This window comes from Streptomyces sp. R33 (genome assembly GCF_041200175.1).
Lineage (GTDB): Bacteria > Actinomycetota > Actinomycetes > Streptomycetales > Streptomycetaceae > Streptomyces > Streptomyces katrae_B.
The window spans coordinates 900,685-918,018 of record NZ_CP165727.1; the positions used below are offsets into that span (position 1 = coordinate 900,685).

Here is a 17,334-nt window from a genome sequence, read left to right on the forward strand (position 1 = left end):
GCCCCCCTTCCCACCACCGGTGCGCGATCCTGCTCGATGGGACCGGGTTTCGAGCAGGTATTGACATGCATCCGGCACTGCGCTGCACTTTGGCTGCACTTTGGCCGACCCTTCGAACTCCCCTTCCCTCCCATCCACTCGGGGACTTGCCATGCGTCTGCTCAGATTGCTCATCGCCGCCGTGTGCGCGGTGGCCGCCCTCTCCTTACCCGGTGTCGCCGTCGCCGGGCCCGGCCCCGGGGCCGCGCCGGCTGCCGCCGGGCCGCCACAGACGGTTCCGGCGCTGCGCCAGTGGACGGCCGGGACCGGTACGTACGCCTTCACCGCCGCCAGCCGTATCGCCGTCGACCCCGCCTACACCGCCCAGCTCTCCGACGAGGCCGCAACACTCGCCGAGGACCTGGGCGCGCTGGCCGGGCGCCCCGTCAGCGTCGTCACCGGGAGCGCCGCCCCCGGCGACATCGCGCTCAGCCTCGGCGACCCCGGCCTGCCCGCCGAGGGCTACCGGCTGACCGTCGGTCAGTCCGTCGGCATTCAGGCCGGGACCGACACCGGCGCGTTCTACGGGACCCGGACGGTGCTCCAGCTCCTGCACCAGTCGCCGTCGGTACCGGCCGGCACGGCGGTGGACTGGCCCACCAAGGTGGAGCGGGGGCTCATGATCGACCAGGGCCGGAAGTTCTTCACCGTCGACTGGGTCAAGCAGCACATCAAGGAGCTGGCCTACCTCAAGCTCAACTATTTCCACTTCCACCTGTCGGACACGTTCGGCTTCCGCCTCGAGAGCTCCACGCACCCGGAGATCGTCTCCGCCGACCACTATTCCAAGCAGGACATCGCCGACCTGGTCGCGCTCGGGCAGAAGTACCACGTCACGATCGTTCCCGAGATCGACACCCCGGGGCACATGAACGCGATCCTGGCGGCCCACCCCGAGCTCAGGCTCAAGAACAGCTCCGGGACGGCCAGCCCCGATTCCATCGATCTCTCGCTGCCGGCCTCGTACACCCTGATCAAGGACCTGGTGAACGAGTACCTGCCCTTGTTCCCGGCCCCGTACTGGCACATCGGCGCGGACGAATACGTCACCGACTACGCCAAGTACCCGCAGCTGCTCAGCTATGCCCGCGCCCACTACGGGGCCGGCGCCACTGCCAAGGACACCTACTACGGGTTCGTGAACTGGGCCGACGGCCTGGTCCGGGCGGCCGGCAAGACCACCCGGATGTGGAACGACGGCATCAAGGCCGGGGACGGAACCGTCACCCCGAACGCCGGCATCCTCGTCGAGTACTGGTACAGCTACGGGCTCACCCCGCAGCAACTCGCGGCGGCCGGCCACACGGTCGCCAACGAGTCCTGGACTCCGACCTATTACGTGCTCGGCGGCGCCAAACCCGACACGAAGTGGATGTACGAGACCTGGACCCCCGACCGCTTCGAGGGCGGCGCCACCCTCACCGACCCCTCGAAGAACCCCGGTTCGCTGATCCACGTGTGGTGCGACAGCCCGAACGCCGAGACGGAGGACCAGATCGCGGCGGGCATCATGTACCCGCTGCGCGCCCTGGCCCAGCAGACCTGGGGCTCGCCGAAGCCGGCGAGCACGTACGCCTCCTTCACCCCGATCGCGGCCGCGGTCGGGCACAACCCCGCCTGGCCGAGTCTCGCCCAGCCCGGCAACCTCGCCCGCAACAGGCCGACCACCGCCTCCAGCACGGAGACCGTCAACTTCCCGGCCTCGCTCGCCACCGACGGTGATCCCGGCACCCGCTGGTCCAGCGCCTACGCCGACCCGCAGTGGCTCCAGGTCGACCTGGGATCCAGCCAGGCCGTGAGCCGGGTGGTGCTGCGCTGGGAGGCGGCGTACGGAAAGGCCTTCCAGATCCAGCTCTCCGACGACGCGACCACCTGGCGCACCGTGTACTCGACCACGACCGGAACCGGCGGGGTCCAGGAGCTCAACGGACTGTCCGGCTCCGGCCGCTACATTCGCGTGTACGGGACCAAACGCGGCACCACGTACGGGTACTCGCTGTACGAGTTCGAGGTGTACGCAGGCCAGTTGAGCGGCACCCGGTCCCTCGTCGCGGCCGGCAAGGCCCTCGACGACCCGGCGAGCTCCAGCGCCTCCGGCGCCCAGCTGATCACCTGGACACCACACGGCGGTCCCAACCAGCAGTGGCAGCTGACGCTCGACGCCGACGGCTCCTACTCCGTGGTCAACGGCTCGTCGAGGCTGTGCGCGGACGTCTCGGGCGGCTCCACCGCGCCCGGTGCGGCCGTCGTCCAGGCCACCTGCAACGGGGGCGACAGCCAGCGCTGGCTGATCACCGCCCTCGGCGCAGGCGAGTACGCGGTGGCCAACAAGAAGAGCACGCTCCTGCTGACCACCGCATCGGGTGCGGACGGCGCCCTGGTCACGCAGCAGACGAGTTCCGGGTCGGGCTACCAGCGGTGGCAGATCACCTGACGGAACGGCAGCTCGCGGACGTCTCCCGGCGACGGCCTGAGCCGGGGGACGTTCGGCCCGCCGCCCGCTGGGACACCTTGCCCACTGAACGCGTTGTGCGAGGGATGGAGGACACTCGGTTACGACAACACGACCGTCTCCTCAAGGAGTTCCGCGTGAACCACTCCACCGACCCGCTGGTCCTCGATCCGGCCGGCTCCGACCGGCACGCCGAGCACCGGCTGCTGCGCGCCCAGGGACCCGCGGCCCGCGTCGACGTCCTCGGCGTGACGGCCTGGGCCGTCACCGATCCGGCGCTCCTCAAGGAGCTACTCACGAGCCCGGACGTGTCCAAGGACGCCCGCGCGCACTGGCCGGAGTTCGAGCAGGCCGTAGAGACGTGGCCGCTCGCCGTCTGGGTCGCCGTGCGCAACATGTTCACCGCGTACGGAGCCGACCACAGGCGGCTCCGGCGGATGGTGGCCCCTGCGTTCAGCGCCCGCCGTGTCGCCTTGCTCCGCGACGCCGTCGAGGACATCGTCACCGGCCTCCTGGACGAACTCGCCGCCCTCCCGCCCGGTGAGGTGGCGGACCTGCGCGAGGGGCTCGCCTACCCGCTGCCCATTGCGGTCATAGGCCGCCTCATGGGCCTCCCCGACGAGAAGCGCGGTGAGTTCCGTTCCGTGGTGGACGGGGTCTTCGACACGACCCTCACCCCCGAGCAGGCTGCCGCGAACGCGGTCCGGGCCTACGAAATCCTCGGCCAGCTCGTCGCCGCCAAGCGGGCCGTGCCCGGCGACGACATGACCTCGCTCCTCATCGCCGCCCGCGACGAGGAGGGCGACGGCTCCGCGCTCTCCGACGCCGAACTGGCCGACACCCTGTTCCTGATGATCAGTGCCGGGTACGAGACGACCGTGAACGTCATCGACCAGGCGGTCACCGCCCTGCTCACCCACCCCGACCAGCTGGACCACGTCCGCTCCGGCCGCAGCGGCTGGGGCGACGTCGTCGAGGAGACCCTGCGCCACGAGGCGGCCGTCAAGCACCTGCCGATGCGCTTCGCCGTGGCGGACATCGCCCTGCCCGACGGACGGACCATCGCCAAGGGGGAGGCGATCCTCGCCTCGTACGCCGCCGCCAACCGGCATCCCGACTGGCACGGCCCGGATGCCGATGCCTTCGACGTCACGAGGGTCACGAAGGACCACCTCGCCTTCGGGCACGGCGTCCACTTCTGCCTCGGCGCCCCGCTGGCCCGGCTCGAGGTCGTGGCCGCGCTCGAGGCGCTCTTCGACCGGTTCCCGGCCCTCGAACTGGCGGTTCCCGCGGACGAGCTCGTGCCCGTCGCCTCTCTGATCAGCAACGGCCACCGGACCTTGCCCGTCCGTCTCGGTCCCTCGGCATGACCCGCTGACCGCTGACCGCATCCCGGCGGAGCCACCGCCCGCGTGGGCGGAGCCGGCCGGCGGGAGAGCGGAACGACCCCCGAAGTTCACTTCCCCGACGCCTTGCGCGGGCCGATCACCGACCACCTCCACCCTAGGCTGCCGCCATGGCGGAGGTGGGGGTCGCGGTCCGGGATTGCCGGCTGCTCGGAACGCTCGGGTCGGTGCTGCTGGGGGCCGGGAGCTGGTCGGCCGGCGCACTGCCTTTCGGGGTCCCCGACGGGGTGTGGGCGCAGCGGAGCCCGGCGCAGACAGTGCTGGGAGCTGCGGCCTCGTACGCCGGGCTGGTGCTGCTCGTGATCGCCTGGTGGCGGCTGGGCGGGCTGCTGCGCAGCGGGGAGCCCGTCGGCCGCAGACAGCTGCGCTCCGTGCTGTGGTCCTGGGTCCTGCCCCTCGTACCGGGGCCGTTGCTGTTCAGCAACGACGCGTACAGCTATGTCGCGCAGGGCGCACTGGCGGGCCGGGGCTGGGACGTGTACCGGCTTGGACCATCGGCGCTCGGCGGCCCGCTCGCGGGCAACGTGCCGCAGATGTGGCAGGACGCACCGGCACCGTACGGGCCGGTGGCCGTCGCGGCGACGCGTGCGGTGGTGGCCGTCACGGGCGAACACCACACGGTGGCGGCGGTGCTGGGGATGCGGGCTGTGGCCCTGGTGGGGCTGGGGCTGATCGTCTGGGGCATGGGCCGTCTCGCGTCCGGGTGGGGCGGCGGGGAGGCCGGGGCTCTGTGGGCGGCCGTGCTCAACCCGCTGGCCCTGGTGCATCTGGTGGGCGGGGCGCACAACGAGGCGCTGATGATCGGCCTGATGCTGGCGGGGCTGGTGGCCTTCCGCCGGGGCCGCTGGGTGCTGGGCACCGTCGTCCTCACGTCGGCCGTGCTGGTCAAGGTTCCCGCCGCGGTGGCTCTGCTGTGCGCCGCCGCGTGGTCCGTCGGCGGGCGGCCCCACCGGCGTTCGGGCTGGTCGCGGGCGGCGGGGATCTCGCTGGTCGCCCTCGCGGCGCTGGTGCTGGGCGTGGGTGTGTGCGGCCAGGGCTGGGGGTGGTTGTCGACGCTGCGGGGCCCGACGCAGGTGTACACGGTGCTTTCGCCCAGCACGGACCTGGGCCGGGTGCTCGGACTGTTCGCCGAGGGGTTCGGCACGGGCACGGCGGCCGGTGCGATCGCCACCGCGCGTTCGGTGGGGATGCTGCTGGGTGTGTGCGCGGTGGCCTACTGCGCGTGGGGTGCCCCGCGTACGGGCCCCGAGTACGCCACCGGCATGGCGATGCTGGGACTGGTGGTAACCGCTCCGGTCGTACAGCCCTGGTACGTGCTGTGGGGGACGGTGCCCCTGGCGGCGGTCGCCTGGCGGCTGCTGGACGACACCCGGGCACGGCTGGCGGTGCTGGGGCTGATCGTGATCGTGCTGCCCAGCGGGACGGGGCCCACGTGGCCCTACGCGCTCGCTGCCGTCACGGGGGCATCGGCGGCCGTGGCGGCACTCGCGGCATGGGGTCCGCTGCGGCTGGGGGCGGTACCCCGCCTTCTCCTGCAGGAGCGCGCGTGGGTCCGCTCGGCGGCCAGAACGCGCCGGTGAGCGCGGCGAGGAGCCGGGTTGTCCCGGCCCGTGGTGATCATTAAGGTGGGCGTTGTGACTGCCGGGTCGGCCTTGGGCCATGTACGAGTTGGGTTCCCGGCCCCGGCGTGAGCACGGGGCGGGCCAGGGGCCCGCCGCTTTCTCCGCGTTTTGCTCCCGGGCGCCCGCGTGTGGCGCCGTTCCAGCGGATCCCGAAACCGGAGACACACCACTCATGCAGAACACTCAGCAGTACCCGAACGCCGTCCAGTTGAACCACACCGTCGTCCACGCCAGGGACCGGCAGCTGTCGGCCGAGTTCCTCGCCGTGATCCTGGGGCTGGAGGTCGGCGCTCCGTTCGGGCCTTTCCTGCCCGTCGACCTCGGCAACGGCGTGACGCTCGACTACTACGCGATGACCGACGAGCCGATCCAGCCGCAGCACTACGCGTTCCTCGTGCCCGACGAGCGGTTCGACACCGTGATCGCCCGTCTGGAGGCGGTCGGGGTCACCTACTACGCCGACCCCCACCACGCCGAACCCGGGCACATCAACCGCCTGTTCGGCGGCCGCGGCGCGTACTTCGCCGACCCGGACGGCCACAACATGGAGATCATGACCCGCCCCTACGCCCGCCCGTAGCCGGCACGCGGGTGCCTCAAGGGTGGCTGCCGGTGAGCCTGCCCTCGGGAGTCAGGGTGAAGGTGATGCCGCCGTTCATGACGGAGGTGTCGCGGTCCGCATCGCCGTACGCCCGGAGGCTGATCTGTTCGGCCTTGCCCCAGTGGATCTCGGCTTCGGCAGCGTGGGTCCAGCGGCTGACCCGGATGTGCGCCGACCAGTGGCCGATCTCCTCCTGACGCCAGGCTCCCCAGCTGCTCTCCGGCAGCAGGCCGGGCGCCGTGCCCCGGTAGATGCCGAAGGCCGTGAACACGAGCAGGGCGGCGGCCACGGCGAAGCCGGTCACGGCGGCCGCGCGCGGGCGGCGTTCATGGGGCACAGCATGCTCCTGACGGTGGGAGGGCGCCGCGCGGCAACCTCGGCCGGTCCTGTTCCTTACCGGCCGGGTAGACGGGTGTCGGCGCGGTTGCGTTCCACGCCGACGGTGACCGGACGCGCCCTGCCGCCTTCTCGCTTCGTCCAGCGCGAGGGGGCGGCTCGGCCGCCCGGCCGAGCCCGTGCGGCCCGCCCCGACGCCTAACCGTGTGACCCGACCCGGTGCGGCTGCGTGACCTGGGCCGCCCAGGCGTGCAGGTCGTCGGCCGAGGCGTCGAGGGGGTCGGTGGCGGAGCCGGCCCAGGCTATGTATCCGTCCGGGCGGACCAGGTACAGGCCGCGTCCGTACACCTCGTACGGACCTATCTGCGCGGTACGCAGGCCCGGGAGGGGCGGCAGCCGGTCCGGCAGCGGAGTGTCGACGGCGAGCAGGGTGAAGTGGGTGCCGCGGTAGAGGTCGAAGAGCCGCAGCCCGTCGCGCCGGCCGTCCGGCGCACGGTCGCCCGCGGTGAGGGCGTCCTCGGCCAGACCGGTACGCGTCTCGCGGGTGAGTGACGAGTCCCGCTGATCGAGGCCGAGTTGCCGGGTGGCCGCGCCGCGCCGCTCCTCGCCGCGGTGGATGCGGGTCGACAGCCCCAGCATGGCCGCGGCGTTGGGCAGGCGCTCCTCCTCGTACGTGTCCAGCAGCGCCTCGGGGGCTTCGTCATGCAGGACGGCGGCGAGCTTCCAGCCCAGGTTGTAGGCGTCCTGGACGCTGGTGTTGAGCCCTTGGCCGCCCGCCGGCGAGTGGATGTGGGCGGCATCGCCCGCAAGGAAGACCCTGCCGTCACGGAAACGGTCGGCGAGAGCGGCGTTCACCGTGAAGTCCGATGCCCAGCGGACCTCCGTGACCTCCTCGGCCCGTATGTGGGTGAATGCGGCGACCAGCGCGCGCACGTCCTGCGCCGGGATCTCGTTGCCGACCGGCGCCGGCTGCGCGACGAACTGGAACTCCTGCGCATGCGGCAGGGGACACAGGGCCGCGAATCCGGTGCCGTCCGCGGCGGGCGGGAAGATGTGCCAGTTGTCCCGGTCGAGCGTCGGGATGACCACATCGGCCACGAGCATCGGGGCGGGGTCGACGCGCTCGCCGGTCATCTTGATGCCGACGAGCCGGCGGACCGTGGACCGGCCGCCGTCGGCAGCGACGGCGTACCCCGCACGGACGGTCACCGGACTCCCGCCTCCCGTCGGTATGAGCGTGGCCGTGACGGCCTCGGCGTCCTGGTCGAGTCCGGTCAGCTCGACCCCGAACACGACGTCACCCCCCAGCTCGCGGAGCCGGTCGAGCAGGATCCGCTGGGTGCGCCACTGGGGCAGGATCCAGGGCCCTGTATAAGGCGCGTCCTCGGTGGACTCGACGTCGTCGAACATGCGGTACTCGCCGGCGCGGGTGCCGCCCTGCCACGTCATGCCGATCGGCGCTCGGCCGCCCCACCTCGTGATCTCCTCGAGGACGCCGAGATCGTGGAAAACCTCCAGGGTCCGCGGCTGAATGCCCTTGCCCCGGGAACCGGGAAACAGTTCCGGCGACCGCTCGACGACCAGCGCGCGCACGCCGCGCCGGGCGAGGTCACAGGCCAGAACCAGGCCGGTGGGGCCGGCGCCCACGATCAGGACGTCGCTCCGCCGGTCCGCCAGGGCAGCGATGACCTCGTGCCTCTGCTCCTTCTCGTTCTTCCGCTCGTTCTCGCACTCGTGCTCGTTCTCGTGCTGCGTCATCGGTCGCCCCGTTCGCGTAGCAGGACCCCTCCTTAACAGCGTTAAGGAGCCTGATATCGCAAGAGTGCCCTTAACGTTGTTAAGCTGTCAACCCTCGAACGAGTGCACCCGGGAGACAGGCAGACGATGAACGCCAAGCCGCAGCAGACGCCGCCCCGGGTCCCGCCGCTCAGCCGCCTGACCGTCGCCGAGACCGCGCTGCGGCTGCTCAATGAGAGCGGGCTCGACAAGCTCACGCTCCGCGCCATCGCGCAGGAACTGGACGTGAAGGCGCCGGCGCTCTACTGGCACTTCAAGAACAAGCAAGAGCTGATCGACGAGATGGCCACCGAGATGTTCCGGCGCATGGCCGCGAGCCCGGCGGAATGGGGGGCGGACGGCCCCTCGACGCCCTGGCGCGAGCGGATGCTGGTCGCCAATCGCGGTCTGCGCCGCACCCTGCTCGCCTATCGCGACGGAGCCCGCGTGTTCACCGGGTCACGCTTCACCGGAACCGAGCACGCACAACAGTCCGAGGCCTATCTGCGGGACCTGCTGGCGCAGGGGTTCGAACTGCCGCAGGCCGTACGGGCCATGACGACCGCCTTCTCGTACACACTGGGGTTCGTCATCGAGGAACAGGGCGTCCACCCCGTCCCGGGCGAGCGCCGGGAGGGCTACGACGTGGCGGAGCGCAGCGAGCGCATGGCCGACTACCCGCTCACGGCGGCCGCCGGTGCACATCTCTTCCAGGAGTACGACGAGCACTTCGAAGAGGGGCTGCAGATCGTCATCGACGGCATCGCCGCGCGGTACGGCATCCGCTGACCGCGGCGTCCGGGGACGCCGCGGCCTTCCGCGCGCGGGGTGACCCGACGGCCGCGGCCGTCCGGCTACGGGACGTTGGTCACGGTCTCGCAGCGGACGGCGACGTCGCTTCCGTCGTTGCCGTCGCAGGTGTCCTTCACGTCGTCGCCCCCGTCCATGACGTCATTGCCGCTCGCCGCCTCGTCCGCCGGGGAGAGCACTGCCGGCGCGCTCTGGGCAGGCTTCGCCGACGAGCTCGGGCGGTTCTGGCGGCCCGGGCGGGCGGGCTTCGCGGCCACGCCGTCCTCGCCCTTCCCGTGCGCGGCGTGACCCGAGTTGCTGTCGCCGATGATGGCGTCGACGCCGGGCCCGCCCATGAGTACGTCGGCGCCGTGGCCGGCCGCGCTGGCCTCGGCCGAGGAGTCGCCGGTGATGCTGTCGTCACCGGGCCCACCGTCGATGACGTCCCTGCCGCCACCCGTTGCGTTGATGCCGCCACGGCTGTCGCCGATGATGGCGTCGTTCCCCTCCTCGCCGAACAGGACGTCGTCGCCCCCGCCGGACGCGCTGGAGCCGAAGGCCATGCTGTCCCCGCCCATGCGGTCGTCACCCGGCCCGCCGAAGAGGACGTCATTGCCCCCGCCGTCGACGGCGGCTCCGGTGGCGATCAGGTCGCCGCGGAGGAGGTCCGCGCCTTCGCCGCCGTCCAGCCGGTCGTTGCCCAGGCCTCCGGCGATCGTGTCGTTGCCGCCCAGTCCGCAGATCAGGTCGTCCCCGCCGAGCCCGTCGATGGTGTCCACACCCGCCGACCCGATGATGACGTCGTCGCCCGCCGTCCCGGCGATCGTGCCCGCCCCCGTCAGGGTCGCCGCGCGGCCGAAGCAGGTGGCCTCGGGCGCGTCGGCGGCCGCTGCCGGGACCCCGAAGGAGAGCAGCGCGGCTGCGGTCAGCAGGGTCAGTGACTTACGACAAGGCATACAGACCTCCGGTGGGAGTGGTCACAGCTGCCCGGCCATCCGAGGAACCAGGCTCGAATCCGTGGGGAACATATGGGGTGAATCACCTGAAAGCAATGAAATGCCTAGCCTTTTGTATGCCTTACGCTCGGTTGGCCCCGCCCTGAAGCGGGCCGCACACCCGGACGGAGTCCGCTCCGCCTCGAGGGGGCGGGTTCCCGGACGGTCGCCTACCGTCGAGGTATGAGCGGGATCATCGTGGTGCACGAGCTCGACACTCCGGCGCCGACCCGCGCCGGCAAGGGGCCGGCCCAGGGCACCGAGGCACCCGTCCGCCAGGTGCATGCCGCGCCTGCCGCGCCCGGGACGACCACCGAGCCGGGCCCGCGCACGGTCTGCGGCAAGGACACCTTCGCGATGGCACCGGCCCACTGGACCCCGTCCGAGCAGCCGGGCTCCCCGTGGTACCCGCCGCAGGAGGCGAGCCTGGTGTGCCCTTCCTGCGATGCGGTGATGGACGACAGCTGATCCGGCACCGTTCGCAGCGGCTGCGTCCGGACGGGGTCCAGGACGCGCCGGTGGCGGCACACCGCATGCGCACGCGGTGTGCTCACGTGAAGCTTGAGACCTGGTGACACGCACCACCCCGCACGTACCAGGTCGTGGCGACCGCGCCCAAGGAAAGGTCTGTCCTCATGCCGCTCACCCATCGCAAGGATCTCGGACTGCTCGCCCTGCGCCTGGGGGCAGGTGGTGTGCTGATCGCCCACGGGGCACAGAAGCTCTTCGGCTGGTTCGGCGGAGCCGGTATCGAAGGCACGGCCCGGGGCATGGAGCACATGGGATTCACCCCGGGACGGGAGAGCGCGATCGCAGCCGGACTCGGCGAGGCCGGCGGTGGCGCGCTGCTCGCCCTGGGCCTTGCGACCCCGGCGGCCGGCGCCGCCGCGGCGGGCGCCATGGCCGGAGCCGCCGCGGTGCACGCGCCGGCCGGGTTCTTCGCCCAGGGCGGCGGCTTGGAGTACCCGGCCTTCCTCGGCTTCGTAGCGGCCTGCCTCGGCCTTTCCGGGCCCGGTCGCTTCTCGCTCGACCACGCCACCCGGCACCGGCTGGACCGGCCGGCCACGGTGGTGCTGGCCTTCACGCTCAGCGCGGCCGCGGCCACCGTCGTCCTCAACCGGCGGGCCGCGACGCTCGCCGCCGCCGAGGCGTCCGGCCCGGGCCAGGACGCCGACGGGCAGACGGCGTAGCCGCCATCGCCCGCTCACAGGGGCTACCAGCCGAAGCGGCGGTCGACCTCCCGGGCGAACTCCTCGAACGTCAGCACGTTGTCGCCGTTCTTGTCGGCGGCGTCGAAGAGCGCGGACGAGGCATCGACATCGCCCAGGCCCCAGAACGGCAGGTCGCCGTTGGCGGCCAGGGTCGGGCCCTTCGTCCGCAGGGCGGTGATCACTTCCAGGCGGGTCAGGGTGCCGTCATGGTTGAGATCGAGCGCCTCGAACAGCTTGCGGGCCTTCGCACTCATCACGTACGTCCTTCCGGGAGGAGTCGGCAGGGGCTGCCTGCCGCCAGCCTACGGCGCCGCCCACGCCGGACGGCGGGCGCGGGTCTCCCGGAGCATGAGGGGCGGGCGAAGCCCGGTCCGGACATGGCCCGCTGCCGCCCGGCCGGGCAGCGGCACCCTCCCATGAGGAATCCGAACCCATCGGCGCACGAGGCCGTGCCCCAGGCAACGACGCCCACACCAGCGCAAGCCGACCCAGCAGCCGGAGGAAACACCCGGATGAGCGAGACATCACCCGAGCACTCCGCCACGGAGCAAGCCGTGACCGTACTGATGGCGGTCGTGCCGTGCGGCTGCGACACCGCGCGCCAGATCCTGGCGGACACGGCGCGGGCCGCCGGAGCCGCCCTGCTCGAGACGGCCGAGGCCGTGCTCGCCCTGGGAGGCTGCCGCGCGCTGCCGGCCGCCCTGGGCACGGCCTTGCAGGCCGCGATGGACGGGGCCAGGTCCGCCGCCGCCGTACCGCCCGCGACCGAGACGTCCACGCGGCTGCTCCCCGATCCGCAGGCCATCGGCAGGTTGCTGAAGCGGCACCGCGGCCTGCGCCGCCGCGCTCTGGCCGCGCCGCACGACCCCGCCGTGCGCAAGGAGCTCGACGACACCACGTACACCCTGTGCATCCTGATGGGCCAACGGAACGCCAGCACGGCACTGCGCTCGGCCGAACTGCTCGTCGGCGCCGAATGGCCCGGCACCACGCTGAGGAGGAGGGTCCGGGACGCGAGAACAGAGCGCCACGGGTGGTGAGTCTCCGCCGCGACGGCGCAGCCGGCCCGGCCCCGGGCCCACGGCCAAGCCCTCCTTCGAACCCCTGCCGTCCGGCGAGGACCTCCGGCCCCGTACGCGGCCGGTCGGGGGCCGCCGAACTGCTGAAACGGATCCGGCGGAGGCGTCGCTGTCCCAGCGAGGGGGCACGGAGCACGGGTGAGACCTCTCGAGCTGCACCCCGCGGCCGCCCGCCGCACCACCACCTCCCGCCGGGCGCTGCTCGCCGGTTCGGTCGGCAATCTCGTCGAGTGGTACGAGTTCGGCGTCTACGGCTGCCTGGCCACCGTCATCGCCGCGAACTTCTTCCGGCATGAGGGGAGCAGCGGCGCCGAGGCGCTGGTCGCCACGTACGCCTCGTTCGCACTCGCCTTCTTCTTCCGGCCCGTCGGCGCCGTCCTGTTCGGGCGACTCGGTGACGGCCTCGGGCGGCGGCCCACCCTCATCGTGGTCGTCGGCCTCATGACCCTCGCCACCGCGATGATCGGCCTCCTTCCGACCCGCGCCGCCATCGGGGGCGCCGCCCCGTGGCTCCTCACGCTCCTGCGAGTACTGCAAGGGCTTTCCGCGGGCGGCGAGTTCGGCGGGGCCGTCTCCCTCATGACCGAGTACGCGCCCGCCGGCCGCCGCGGCCTCTACGGGGCATGGCAGTCGTTCACCGTCGCGCTCGGCCTGCTCACCGGGGCCGGTACGGCCGCCGCCCTGGCGACGGCACTGCCCGCCGAGGCCCTGTACGCGTGGGGCTGGCGGATCCCGTTCCTGCTGGCCCTGCCGCTGGGCGCGGTGGCGCTGTGGCTGCGTACGGCGCTGGAGGAGCCTCCCGGGGCTCCCCCGGGAGACGGCCGGGACACTCCGGTCGGCGCCCGGGAGCTCGCGCGGGCCGTCGTACTGGGCATCGGGCGGATCATGGGCTGGTCGGCGGCCGGCTACACCTTCCTCGTCGTCCTGCCGTCCTACCTCCAGGCGACGCTCGGTGCCTCCCTCCGCGAGGCCCTGCTCGCCACCGCCCTCGCCAATGCCGGGTTCGCGGCGTCGATCCTGCCCGCCGGGGCGCTCAGCGACCGGATCGGCCGGCGCCCGGTGATGCTGTGCGGGGCCGTCGGAGTCGTGGTGCTCGCCCTCCCCCTCGTCCACCTGCTCCAGTCCCCCGGCTCATCGCCGTGGGCGAGAGCCGGGGCCGTGTTGCTCGCGGGTGCGCTGGTCGGCCTGCTGGCCGGGCCCGGACCGGCGATGCTCGCCGAGATGTTCCCGCGCCGGGTCCGCTGTACGGGGCTCGGCCTGGCCTACTCCCTCGCCAACGCGGTGTTCTCCGGCTGCGCCGGACTCGTCATCACCGCCCTGATCGCACGGACGGGAGACCCCGCCGTGCCCGCGTACTACGCCGCCGGCGCCTGCGCCCTCAGCTGTCCCGCGCTGCTGGCCCTGCGCGGGCGCGCCCACCGGGAGCCGCTGCAATGAGGGTGATCGGGCTGATGTCGGGGACCTCGTACGACGCCGTCGACGCCGCTGCCGCCGACCTCGAACCGTCCCCTGAGGAGGGCACGTTGCGCCTCGTGCCGCTCGGCATGGTCAGCGAGCCGTACGCGGACGACGTACGGGAGGCCCTCGCCGCCGCCCTGCCGCCCGCGGCGACCACCCTGGCCGAGGTCTGCCGCCTCGACACCCGGATCGGCCAGGCATTCGCGGCCGTCGCCGCCCGCGCCGACCGGGAACTGTGCGCAGGGCTGGCCGAGTTGGTTGCCTCGCACGGGCAGACGGTGTACCACTGGGCCGAGGACGGCCGGGTGCACGGCACGCTGCAGCTCGGCGAACCGGCCTGGATCGCGGAGCGCAGCGGCTGCCCCGTCGTCTCCGGCTTCCGGACGCGGGACGTGGCGGCGGGCGGGCAAGGGGCTCCGCTGGTCAGCCTGATCGACCTGATGCTCCTGCGCGGGCGCCCCGGCGTGCCCGCGGCGTTGAACATCGGGGGGATCGCCAACGTCACCGTGCTGCCCGCGGGCGCCGATCCCGTGGCGTTCGACACCGGCCCGGGCAACGCACTGATCGACGCCGCGGTCCGTGAACTGACCGCCGGGCGGCTCGCGTACGACGAGGGCGGCGTGCTCGCCGCCTCCGGGCGCGTCCACGAGGGGCTGCTCGACCGGCTGCTCTCCGGGGAGCCCTACTACCGGATGCCGGCTCCCCGGACGACGGGCAAGGAGCTGTTCCACGCGGGCTACCTCCGGGCGCGGCTCGCGGGGTGCGGCGAGCTCCCGCCGCAGGACCTCGTCGCCACGCTGACGCGCCTGACCGCCCGTACGGTGGCCGATGCGCTGCGCCCTCTCGCCGCCACCGAGGTCTTCGTGTCGGGCGGAGGGGTACGCAACCCGACGCTGATGGCGATGCTCCGCGACGAGCTGGCGGGCGGCACCGCGGTACGCGCGTCGCAGGAGCTGGGGCTGCCCGCGGAGGCGAAGGAGGCGTATGCGTTCGCGGTGCTCGGGTACCTCAGCCTGCACGGCCTCCCGGGCAACGCCCCGGGGTGCACCGGAGCCGCGGGTCCGCGCGTGCTCGGGTCGCTCACTCCGGGCAGCCGCCCGCTGCGCCTGCCTGCGCATCCGGGCCGCGCTCCGCACGCCCTGACCGTACAGGGCCCGGCGACCGCAGGGGCTGCGGTGTGATCGGCTCGGCGCCCGGAACCTCCCGCTCCGCGCCTCGCGAGCGGTGCTGCCCGCGCAGCGGACACCAGTGCACGGTGCGGCTGCTGCTGCCTGCGGCCTGGTCGAAGACCGCCACCCGGACGTGGCCCGTCCCGTGGCTGCTGCACGGCGGGCCGGGCGACCGCACCGACTGGACCGCCCACACCCACATCGAGGAGCTCGCCGCCCCTCGGGACGTCCTGGCCGTGCTGCCGCAGACGAGCCCGTGCAGCGGGTACAGCGACTGGTACAACTCCGGCGGCGGAGGCCCCCCGGCCTGGGAGAACCTGACGGACGAACTGCGACCGCTGCTGGAGAGCGGGCCGGCGACCTGGTGAAGGGCGCCGGTGCCGGATGCCACACCGACTGGCGGCGCATCTGGGGCAGAGCCAGGCTTCCCGTTCGACACCGCGGACCCGGCGGATCTGCGCCAGCGCAGCGTGTGGGAACGGAACGACCCGCTGCACCAGGCCGCCGGCGGCCCTCGGCGCCTGACGGCGGCCCCGCGCAGGGCCCCCTAGGAGGCGGGAGCCTCCAGCAGCTCCGGGCCGTTGTTGCGGACGCTGTTGACCGCCGTGGAGACCGCCCGGACGTCGAGGCGACCGTCGGCGGGGGTGTGGAGGAGTGCCCGGAGGCCGTGGACGTCCTGGTAGGCGGGATCCAGCCAGGTGTCGTGGTCCTCCGGGGACACGGCGAGGGGCATGCGCGGATGGATCCGGCCGGCCGCATCGGCGGCCTCGGTGGTGATGATCGTGGCGGTGACGAGCCAGGCGGCCGGGTCGTCCTCGTCGGTCACGGCCGGGTCGCGCCAGAACTCGTACAACCCGGCCATGGCCATGACCTCGGCGTCCTCCGGGGCGATGAAGTACGGCTGCTTGTACGCCTTCGCCGTGGCCGTGGCGGCCACGGACTGCCACTCGTAGAAGCCGTCCGCCGGCAGCAGGCACCGGCGCCGGGTGAAGGCACGGCGGTAGGCCGGCTTCTCGTGCACCGTCTCGACCCGCGCGTTGATCATCCGGGCGCCGCCGTTCGGGTCCTTCGCCCAGGAAGGGACCAGGCCCCACCGCAGGGTGCGCAGCCGGCGCTGCACCTCCCCGGTCCCGCGGTCGGGTCGCTCGATGACCGCCCAGACCTCGTCGGTGGGGGCAACGTTCCAGCTCGGCGCCAGCGTCTCCCGGGGATCCCAGCGGGCCTCGAACAGGCCGGCCAGGTCTTCGGGGGCCCGGCTGGAGGCATATCGACCGCACATGGCATCCACTCTCCCACCGCGACGGCTCCCCCGGCCGCCGGACCGGCGCCGCGGGCGCGGGATTCAAGGAGGGGTACGTGCCCGCAGCCACCGGGGCGGCCGCCCGGGCCGCTCACCGCGGACGGCCGCCGTCTCCAGCGTAGGCCGCCATGCCGCTGCCCCGCTCAGCGACGGAAGTGCGGCCTGGTCCGATCGGCCGGCGTCGGCGCAGGTCGGAGCGGGTCCGATCGGGCCGGTGCCCGTCGGCCGTACGGCGGGGCGCCGCTCGTACGGGGCCTGCGGAAGCCCGGCGGTTACGAAACGAACTCCTCGTCCCCGTACCGCACCCTCGCGGTGTCCCAGTCGACCCCGAGCTCGGCCGTGAGCCGCCGGGCCAGCGGGAGGTCGGCGATCGGGGCGATCAGGACGAGCCGGCCGCCCGCGGTGACCGAGCCGCCGCCGAGGCGCTCGCGGGCCTCCGGGTTCGCGAGGAGCGCTTCACGGAGCCGGGGCGCGGAGACGCCGGGGGCCTGGATCTCCACCGCATCGGCCTGCGGTGACGTCCGCGGCAGGCAGCGGAAGGTGAGCACCGACTCCTGGCGGTACTGCTTGCGGATGACGTCGGCGATGTGGTGGAGCCCGTCGGCGCCCACCCTGTCGACGTCGAACTCCCGCGAGCGCTCGTACGTGGTCTGCTTCAGGTCGCCGGACCAGAAGACGCCGTCCAGCAGGGTCGACGTCCCCGGCCTGGCACCGTTGGTGCGGATGATCTGGCGCACCTCGTGGTCGAACCGCGTCAGCCGGGTCCGCAGCCGTGCGTCGTCGGGGTCCGTGATGACCGCGGTGTTGTTGGTGGCGAAGATCTCCCCGGCCGGGCAGTCATGGGTTTCGGGACTCGCCTGCGCGGTTCCCGTACCGGCTGCCCCGAACGCCAGGACGCAGACCGCGACCAGGACACCCAACCGTTGTTTCATGCCTCAACTCCCTGACCACGGGCTCATGGTGCTGCGCCCGGGGGCGCATCGGGATCACCGTAGGGCCTGCGGTACCGCGCCACGGGCGGCAACGCGCTGCCTGGTCGATAACAAGTGGCAGGAATGTCCGGTCAGTTACGGGTGGAGTTCCGGTCCGCGGCACGGTCGT

17 protein-coding genes are annotated in these 17,334 nt (G+C 72.9%); 11 read left to right on the forward strand and 6 right to left on the reverse strand.

Annotated features, from left to right (window positions below):
* Positions 1 to 151 precede the first annotated feature (151 nt).
* The 4 genes from AB5J51_RS04575 to AB5J51_RS04590 all read left to right on the forward strand — a co-directional run bounded on the left by AB5J51_RS04575 (position 152) and on the right by AB5J51_RS04590 (position 6,099).
* Positions 152 to 2,473 (forward strand): family 20 glycosylhydrolase, encoded by a 2,322-nt coding sequence (locus AB5J51_RS04575; RefSeq protein WP_369776919.1) that lies wholly within the window; start codon positions 152 to 154, stop codon positions 2,471 to 2,473.
* Between the two features lie 155 nt (positions 2,474 to 2,628).
* Positions 2,629 to 3,861: a cytochrome P450 gene (locus AB5J51_RS04580; protein ID WP_053789372.1), complete on the forward strand. Its 1,233-nt coding sequence runs from the start codon at positions 2,629 to 2,631 to the stop codon at positions 3,859 to 3,861.
* Positions 3,862 to 4,007: 146 nt separating this feature from the next.
* Entirely contained in the window at positions 4,008 to 5,477 is a 1,470-nt protein-coding gene (gene mptB / locus AB5J51_RS04585) for a polyprenol phosphomannose-dependent alpha 1,6 mannosyltransferase MptB (protein WP_369776920.1), read from the forward strand.
* Between the two features lie 214 nt (positions 5,478 to 5,691).
* Positions 5,692 to 6,099 carry a VOC family protein gene (locus AB5J51_RS04590; RefSeq protein WP_053789260.1) on the forward strand — a complete coding sequence of 136 codons (408 nt, stop codon included), beginning with the start codon at positions 5,692 to 5,694 and terminating at the stop codon, positions 6,097 to 6,099.
* Positions 6,100 to 6,115: 16 nt separating this feature from the next.
* Here AB5J51_RS04590 and AB5J51_RS04595 read toward each other — a convergent pair whose 3' ends face one another.
* Both AB5J51_RS04595 and AB5J51_RS04600 read right to left on the reverse strand, forming a co-directional pair.
* The gene (locus AB5J51_RS04595) at positions 6,116 to 6,457 is read right to left on the reverse strand and encodes a hypothetical protein (protein WP_369776921.1); all 342 of its coding nucleotides are present in this window, start codon (positions 6,455 to 6,457) and stop codon (positions 6,116 to 6,118) included.
* Between the two features lie 197 nt (positions 6,458 to 6,654).
* Positions 6,655 to 8,214 (reverse strand): FAD-dependent monooxygenase, encoded by a 1,560-nt coding sequence (locus tag AB5J51_RS04600; RefSeq protein ID WP_369776922.1) that lies wholly within the window; start codon positions 8,212 to 8,214, stop codon positions 6,655 to 6,657.
* Between the two features lie 126 nt (positions 8,215 to 8,340).
* On the opposite strand from AB5J51_RS04600, the gene AB5J51_RS04605 reads away from it, so the two are divergent.
* Positions 8,341 to 9,021 (forward strand): TetR/AcrR family transcriptional regulator, encoded by a 681-nt coding sequence (locus AB5J51_RS04605; RefSeq protein WP_369776923.1) that lies wholly within the window; start codon positions 8,341 to 8,343, stop codon positions 9,019 to 9,021.
* Positions 9,022 to 9,086: 65 nt separating this feature from the next.
* Here AB5J51_RS04605 and AB5J51_RS04610 read toward each other — a convergent pair whose 3' ends face one another.
* Entirely contained in the window at positions 9,087 to 9,977 is an 891-nt protein-coding gene (locus AB5J51_RS04610; protein WP_053789257.1) for a calcium-binding protein, read from the reverse strand.
* 222 nt (positions 9,978 to 10,199) lie between these two features.
* On the opposite strand from AB5J51_RS04610, the gene AB5J51_RS04615 reads away from it, so the two are divergent.
* On the forward strand, positions 10,200 to 10,484 hold the full coding sequence (locus AB5J51_RS04615; RefSeq protein WP_053789256.1) for a hypothetical protein: 285 nt from the start codon (positions 10,200 to 10,202) through the stop codon (positions 10,482 to 10,484).
* A 167-nt stretch (positions 10,485 to 10,651) separates the two neighbouring features.
* Positions 10,652 to 11,206, forward strand: coding sequence for a DoxX family membrane protein (locus AB5J51_RS04620; RefSeq protein WP_136226803.1), 555 nt, complete (start codon positions 10,652 to 10,654; stop codon positions 11,204 to 11,206).
* 23 nt (positions 11,207 to 11,229) lie between these two features.
* On the opposite strand, the gene AB5J51_RS04625 is transcribed toward AB5J51_RS04620, so the two are convergent.
* Positions 11,230 to 11,481 (reverse strand): EF-hand domain-containing protein, encoded by a 252-nt coding sequence (locus tag AB5J51_RS04625; protein WP_030155659.1) that lies wholly within the window; start codon positions 11,479 to 11,481, stop codon positions 11,230 to 11,232.
* 258 nt (positions 11,482 to 11,739) lie between these two features.
* Between AB5J51_RS04625 and AB5J51_RS04630 the strand changes: the two genes are divergently transcribed.
* The 4 genes from AB5J51_RS04630 to AB5J51_RS04645 all read left to right on the forward strand — a co-directional run bounded on the left by AB5J51_RS04630 (position 11,740) and on the right by AB5J51_RS04645 (position 15,301).
* Positions 11,740 to 12,267, forward strand: a complete 528-nt coding sequence (locus AB5J51_RS04630) for a DUF5133 domain-containing protein (protein WP_369776924.1) — start codon at positions 11,740 to 11,742, stop codon at positions 12,265 to 12,267.
* A 177-nt stretch (positions 12,268 to 12,444) separates the two neighbouring features.
* Complete coding sequence (locus AB5J51_RS04635; RefSeq protein WP_369776925.1) at positions 12,445 to 13,743, forward strand: MFS transporter; 1,299 nt, start codon at positions 12,445 to 12,447, stop codon at positions 13,741 to 13,743.
* Positions 13,740 to 14,945 carry an anhydro-N-acetylmuramic acid kinase gene (locus AB5J51_RS04640; protein ID WP_369776926.1) on the forward strand — a complete coding sequence of 402 codons (1,206 nt, stop codon included), beginning with the start codon at positions 13,740 to 13,742 and terminating at the stop codon, positions 14,943 to 14,945. Before AB5J51_RS04635 ends, AB5J51_RS04640 begins: the two co-directional genes overlap by 4 nt.
* Entirely contained in the window at positions 14,942 to 15,301 is a 360-nt protein-coding gene (locus tag AB5J51_RS04645) for a hypothetical protein (RefSeq protein WP_369776927.1), read from the forward strand. The genes AB5J51_RS04640 and AB5J51_RS04645 overlap by 4 nt, the downstream gene beginning before the upstream one ends.
* A gap of 179 nt (positions 15,302 to 15,480) precedes the next feature.
* On the opposite strand, the gene AB5J51_RS04650 is transcribed toward AB5J51_RS04645, so the two are convergent.
* Both AB5J51_RS04650 and AB5J51_RS04655 read right to left on the reverse strand, forming a co-directional pair.
* On the reverse strand, positions 15,481 to 16,212 hold the full coding sequence (locus AB5J51_RS04650; protein WP_133895787.1) for an SOS response-associated peptidase: 732 nt from the start codon (positions 16,210 to 16,212) through the stop codon (positions 15,481 to 15,483).
* Between the two features lie 293 nt (positions 16,213 to 16,505).
* A complete protein-coding gene (locus tag AB5J51_RS04655; RefSeq protein WP_053789250.1) occupies positions 16,506 to 17,165 on the reverse strand; it encodes a hypothetical protein in 660 nt (219 codons plus the stop codon).
* Between the last annotated feature and the right edge of the window lie 169 nt (positions 17,166 to 17,334).

Excerpts from the sequence above, each read along its gene's own strand:
- mptB (WP_369776920.1), top strand. The coding sequence starts at position 4,008 with ATGGCGGAGGTGGGGGTCGCGGTCCGGGATTGCCGGCTGCTCGGAACG.
- AB5J51_RS04655 (WP_053789250.1), bottom strand. The coding sequence starts at position 17,165 with ATGAAACAACGGTTGGGTGTCCTGGTCGCGGTCTGCGTCCTGGCGTTC.
- AB5J51_RS04630 (WP_369776924.1), top strand. The coding sequence starts at position 11,740 with ATGAGCGAGACATCACCCGAGCACTCCGCCACGGAGCAAGCCGTGACC.
- AB5J51_RS04575 (WP_369776919.1), top strand. The coding sequence starts at position 152 with ATGCGTCTGCTCAGATTGCTCATCGCCGCCGTGTGCGCGGTGGCCGCC.
- AB5J51_RS04650 (WP_133895787.1), bottom strand. The coding sequence starts at position 16,212 with ATGTGCGGTCGATATGCCTCCAGCCGGGCCCCCGAAGACCTGGCCGGC.
- AB5J51_RS04610 (WP_053789257.1), bottom strand. The coding sequence starts at position 9,977 with ATGCCTTGTCGTAAGTCACTGACCCTGCTGACCGCAGCCGCGCTGCTC.
- AB5J51_RS04620 (WP_136226803.1), top strand. The coding sequence starts at position 10,652 with ATGCCGCTCACCCATCGCAAGGATCTCGGACTGCTCGCCCTGCGCCTG.
- AB5J51_RS04640 (WP_369776926.1), top strand. The coding sequence starts at position 13,740 with ATGAGGGTGATCGGGCTGATGTCGGGGACCTCGTACGACGCCGTCGAC.
- AB5J51_RS04605 (WP_369776923.1), top strand. The coding sequence starts at position 8,341 with ATGAACGCCAAGCCGCAGCAGACGCCGCCCCGGGTCCCGCCGCTCAGC.
- AB5J51_RS04600 (WP_369776922.1), bottom strand. The coding sequence starts at position 8,214 with ATGACGCAGCACGAGAACGAGCACGAGTGCGAGAACGAGCGGAAGAAC.
- AB5J51_RS04590 (WP_053789260.1), top strand. The coding sequence starts at position 5,692 with ATGCAGAACACTCAGCAGTACCCGAACGCCGTCCAGTTGAACCACACC.
- AB5J51_RS04615 (WP_053789256.1), top strand. The coding sequence starts at position 10,200 with ATGAGCGGGATCATCGTGGTGCACGAGCTCGACACTCCGGCGCCGACC.
- AB5J51_RS04625 (WP_030155659.1), bottom strand. The coding sequence starts at position 11,481 with ATGAGTGCGAAGGCCCGCAAGCTGTTCGAGGCGCTCGATCTCAACCAT.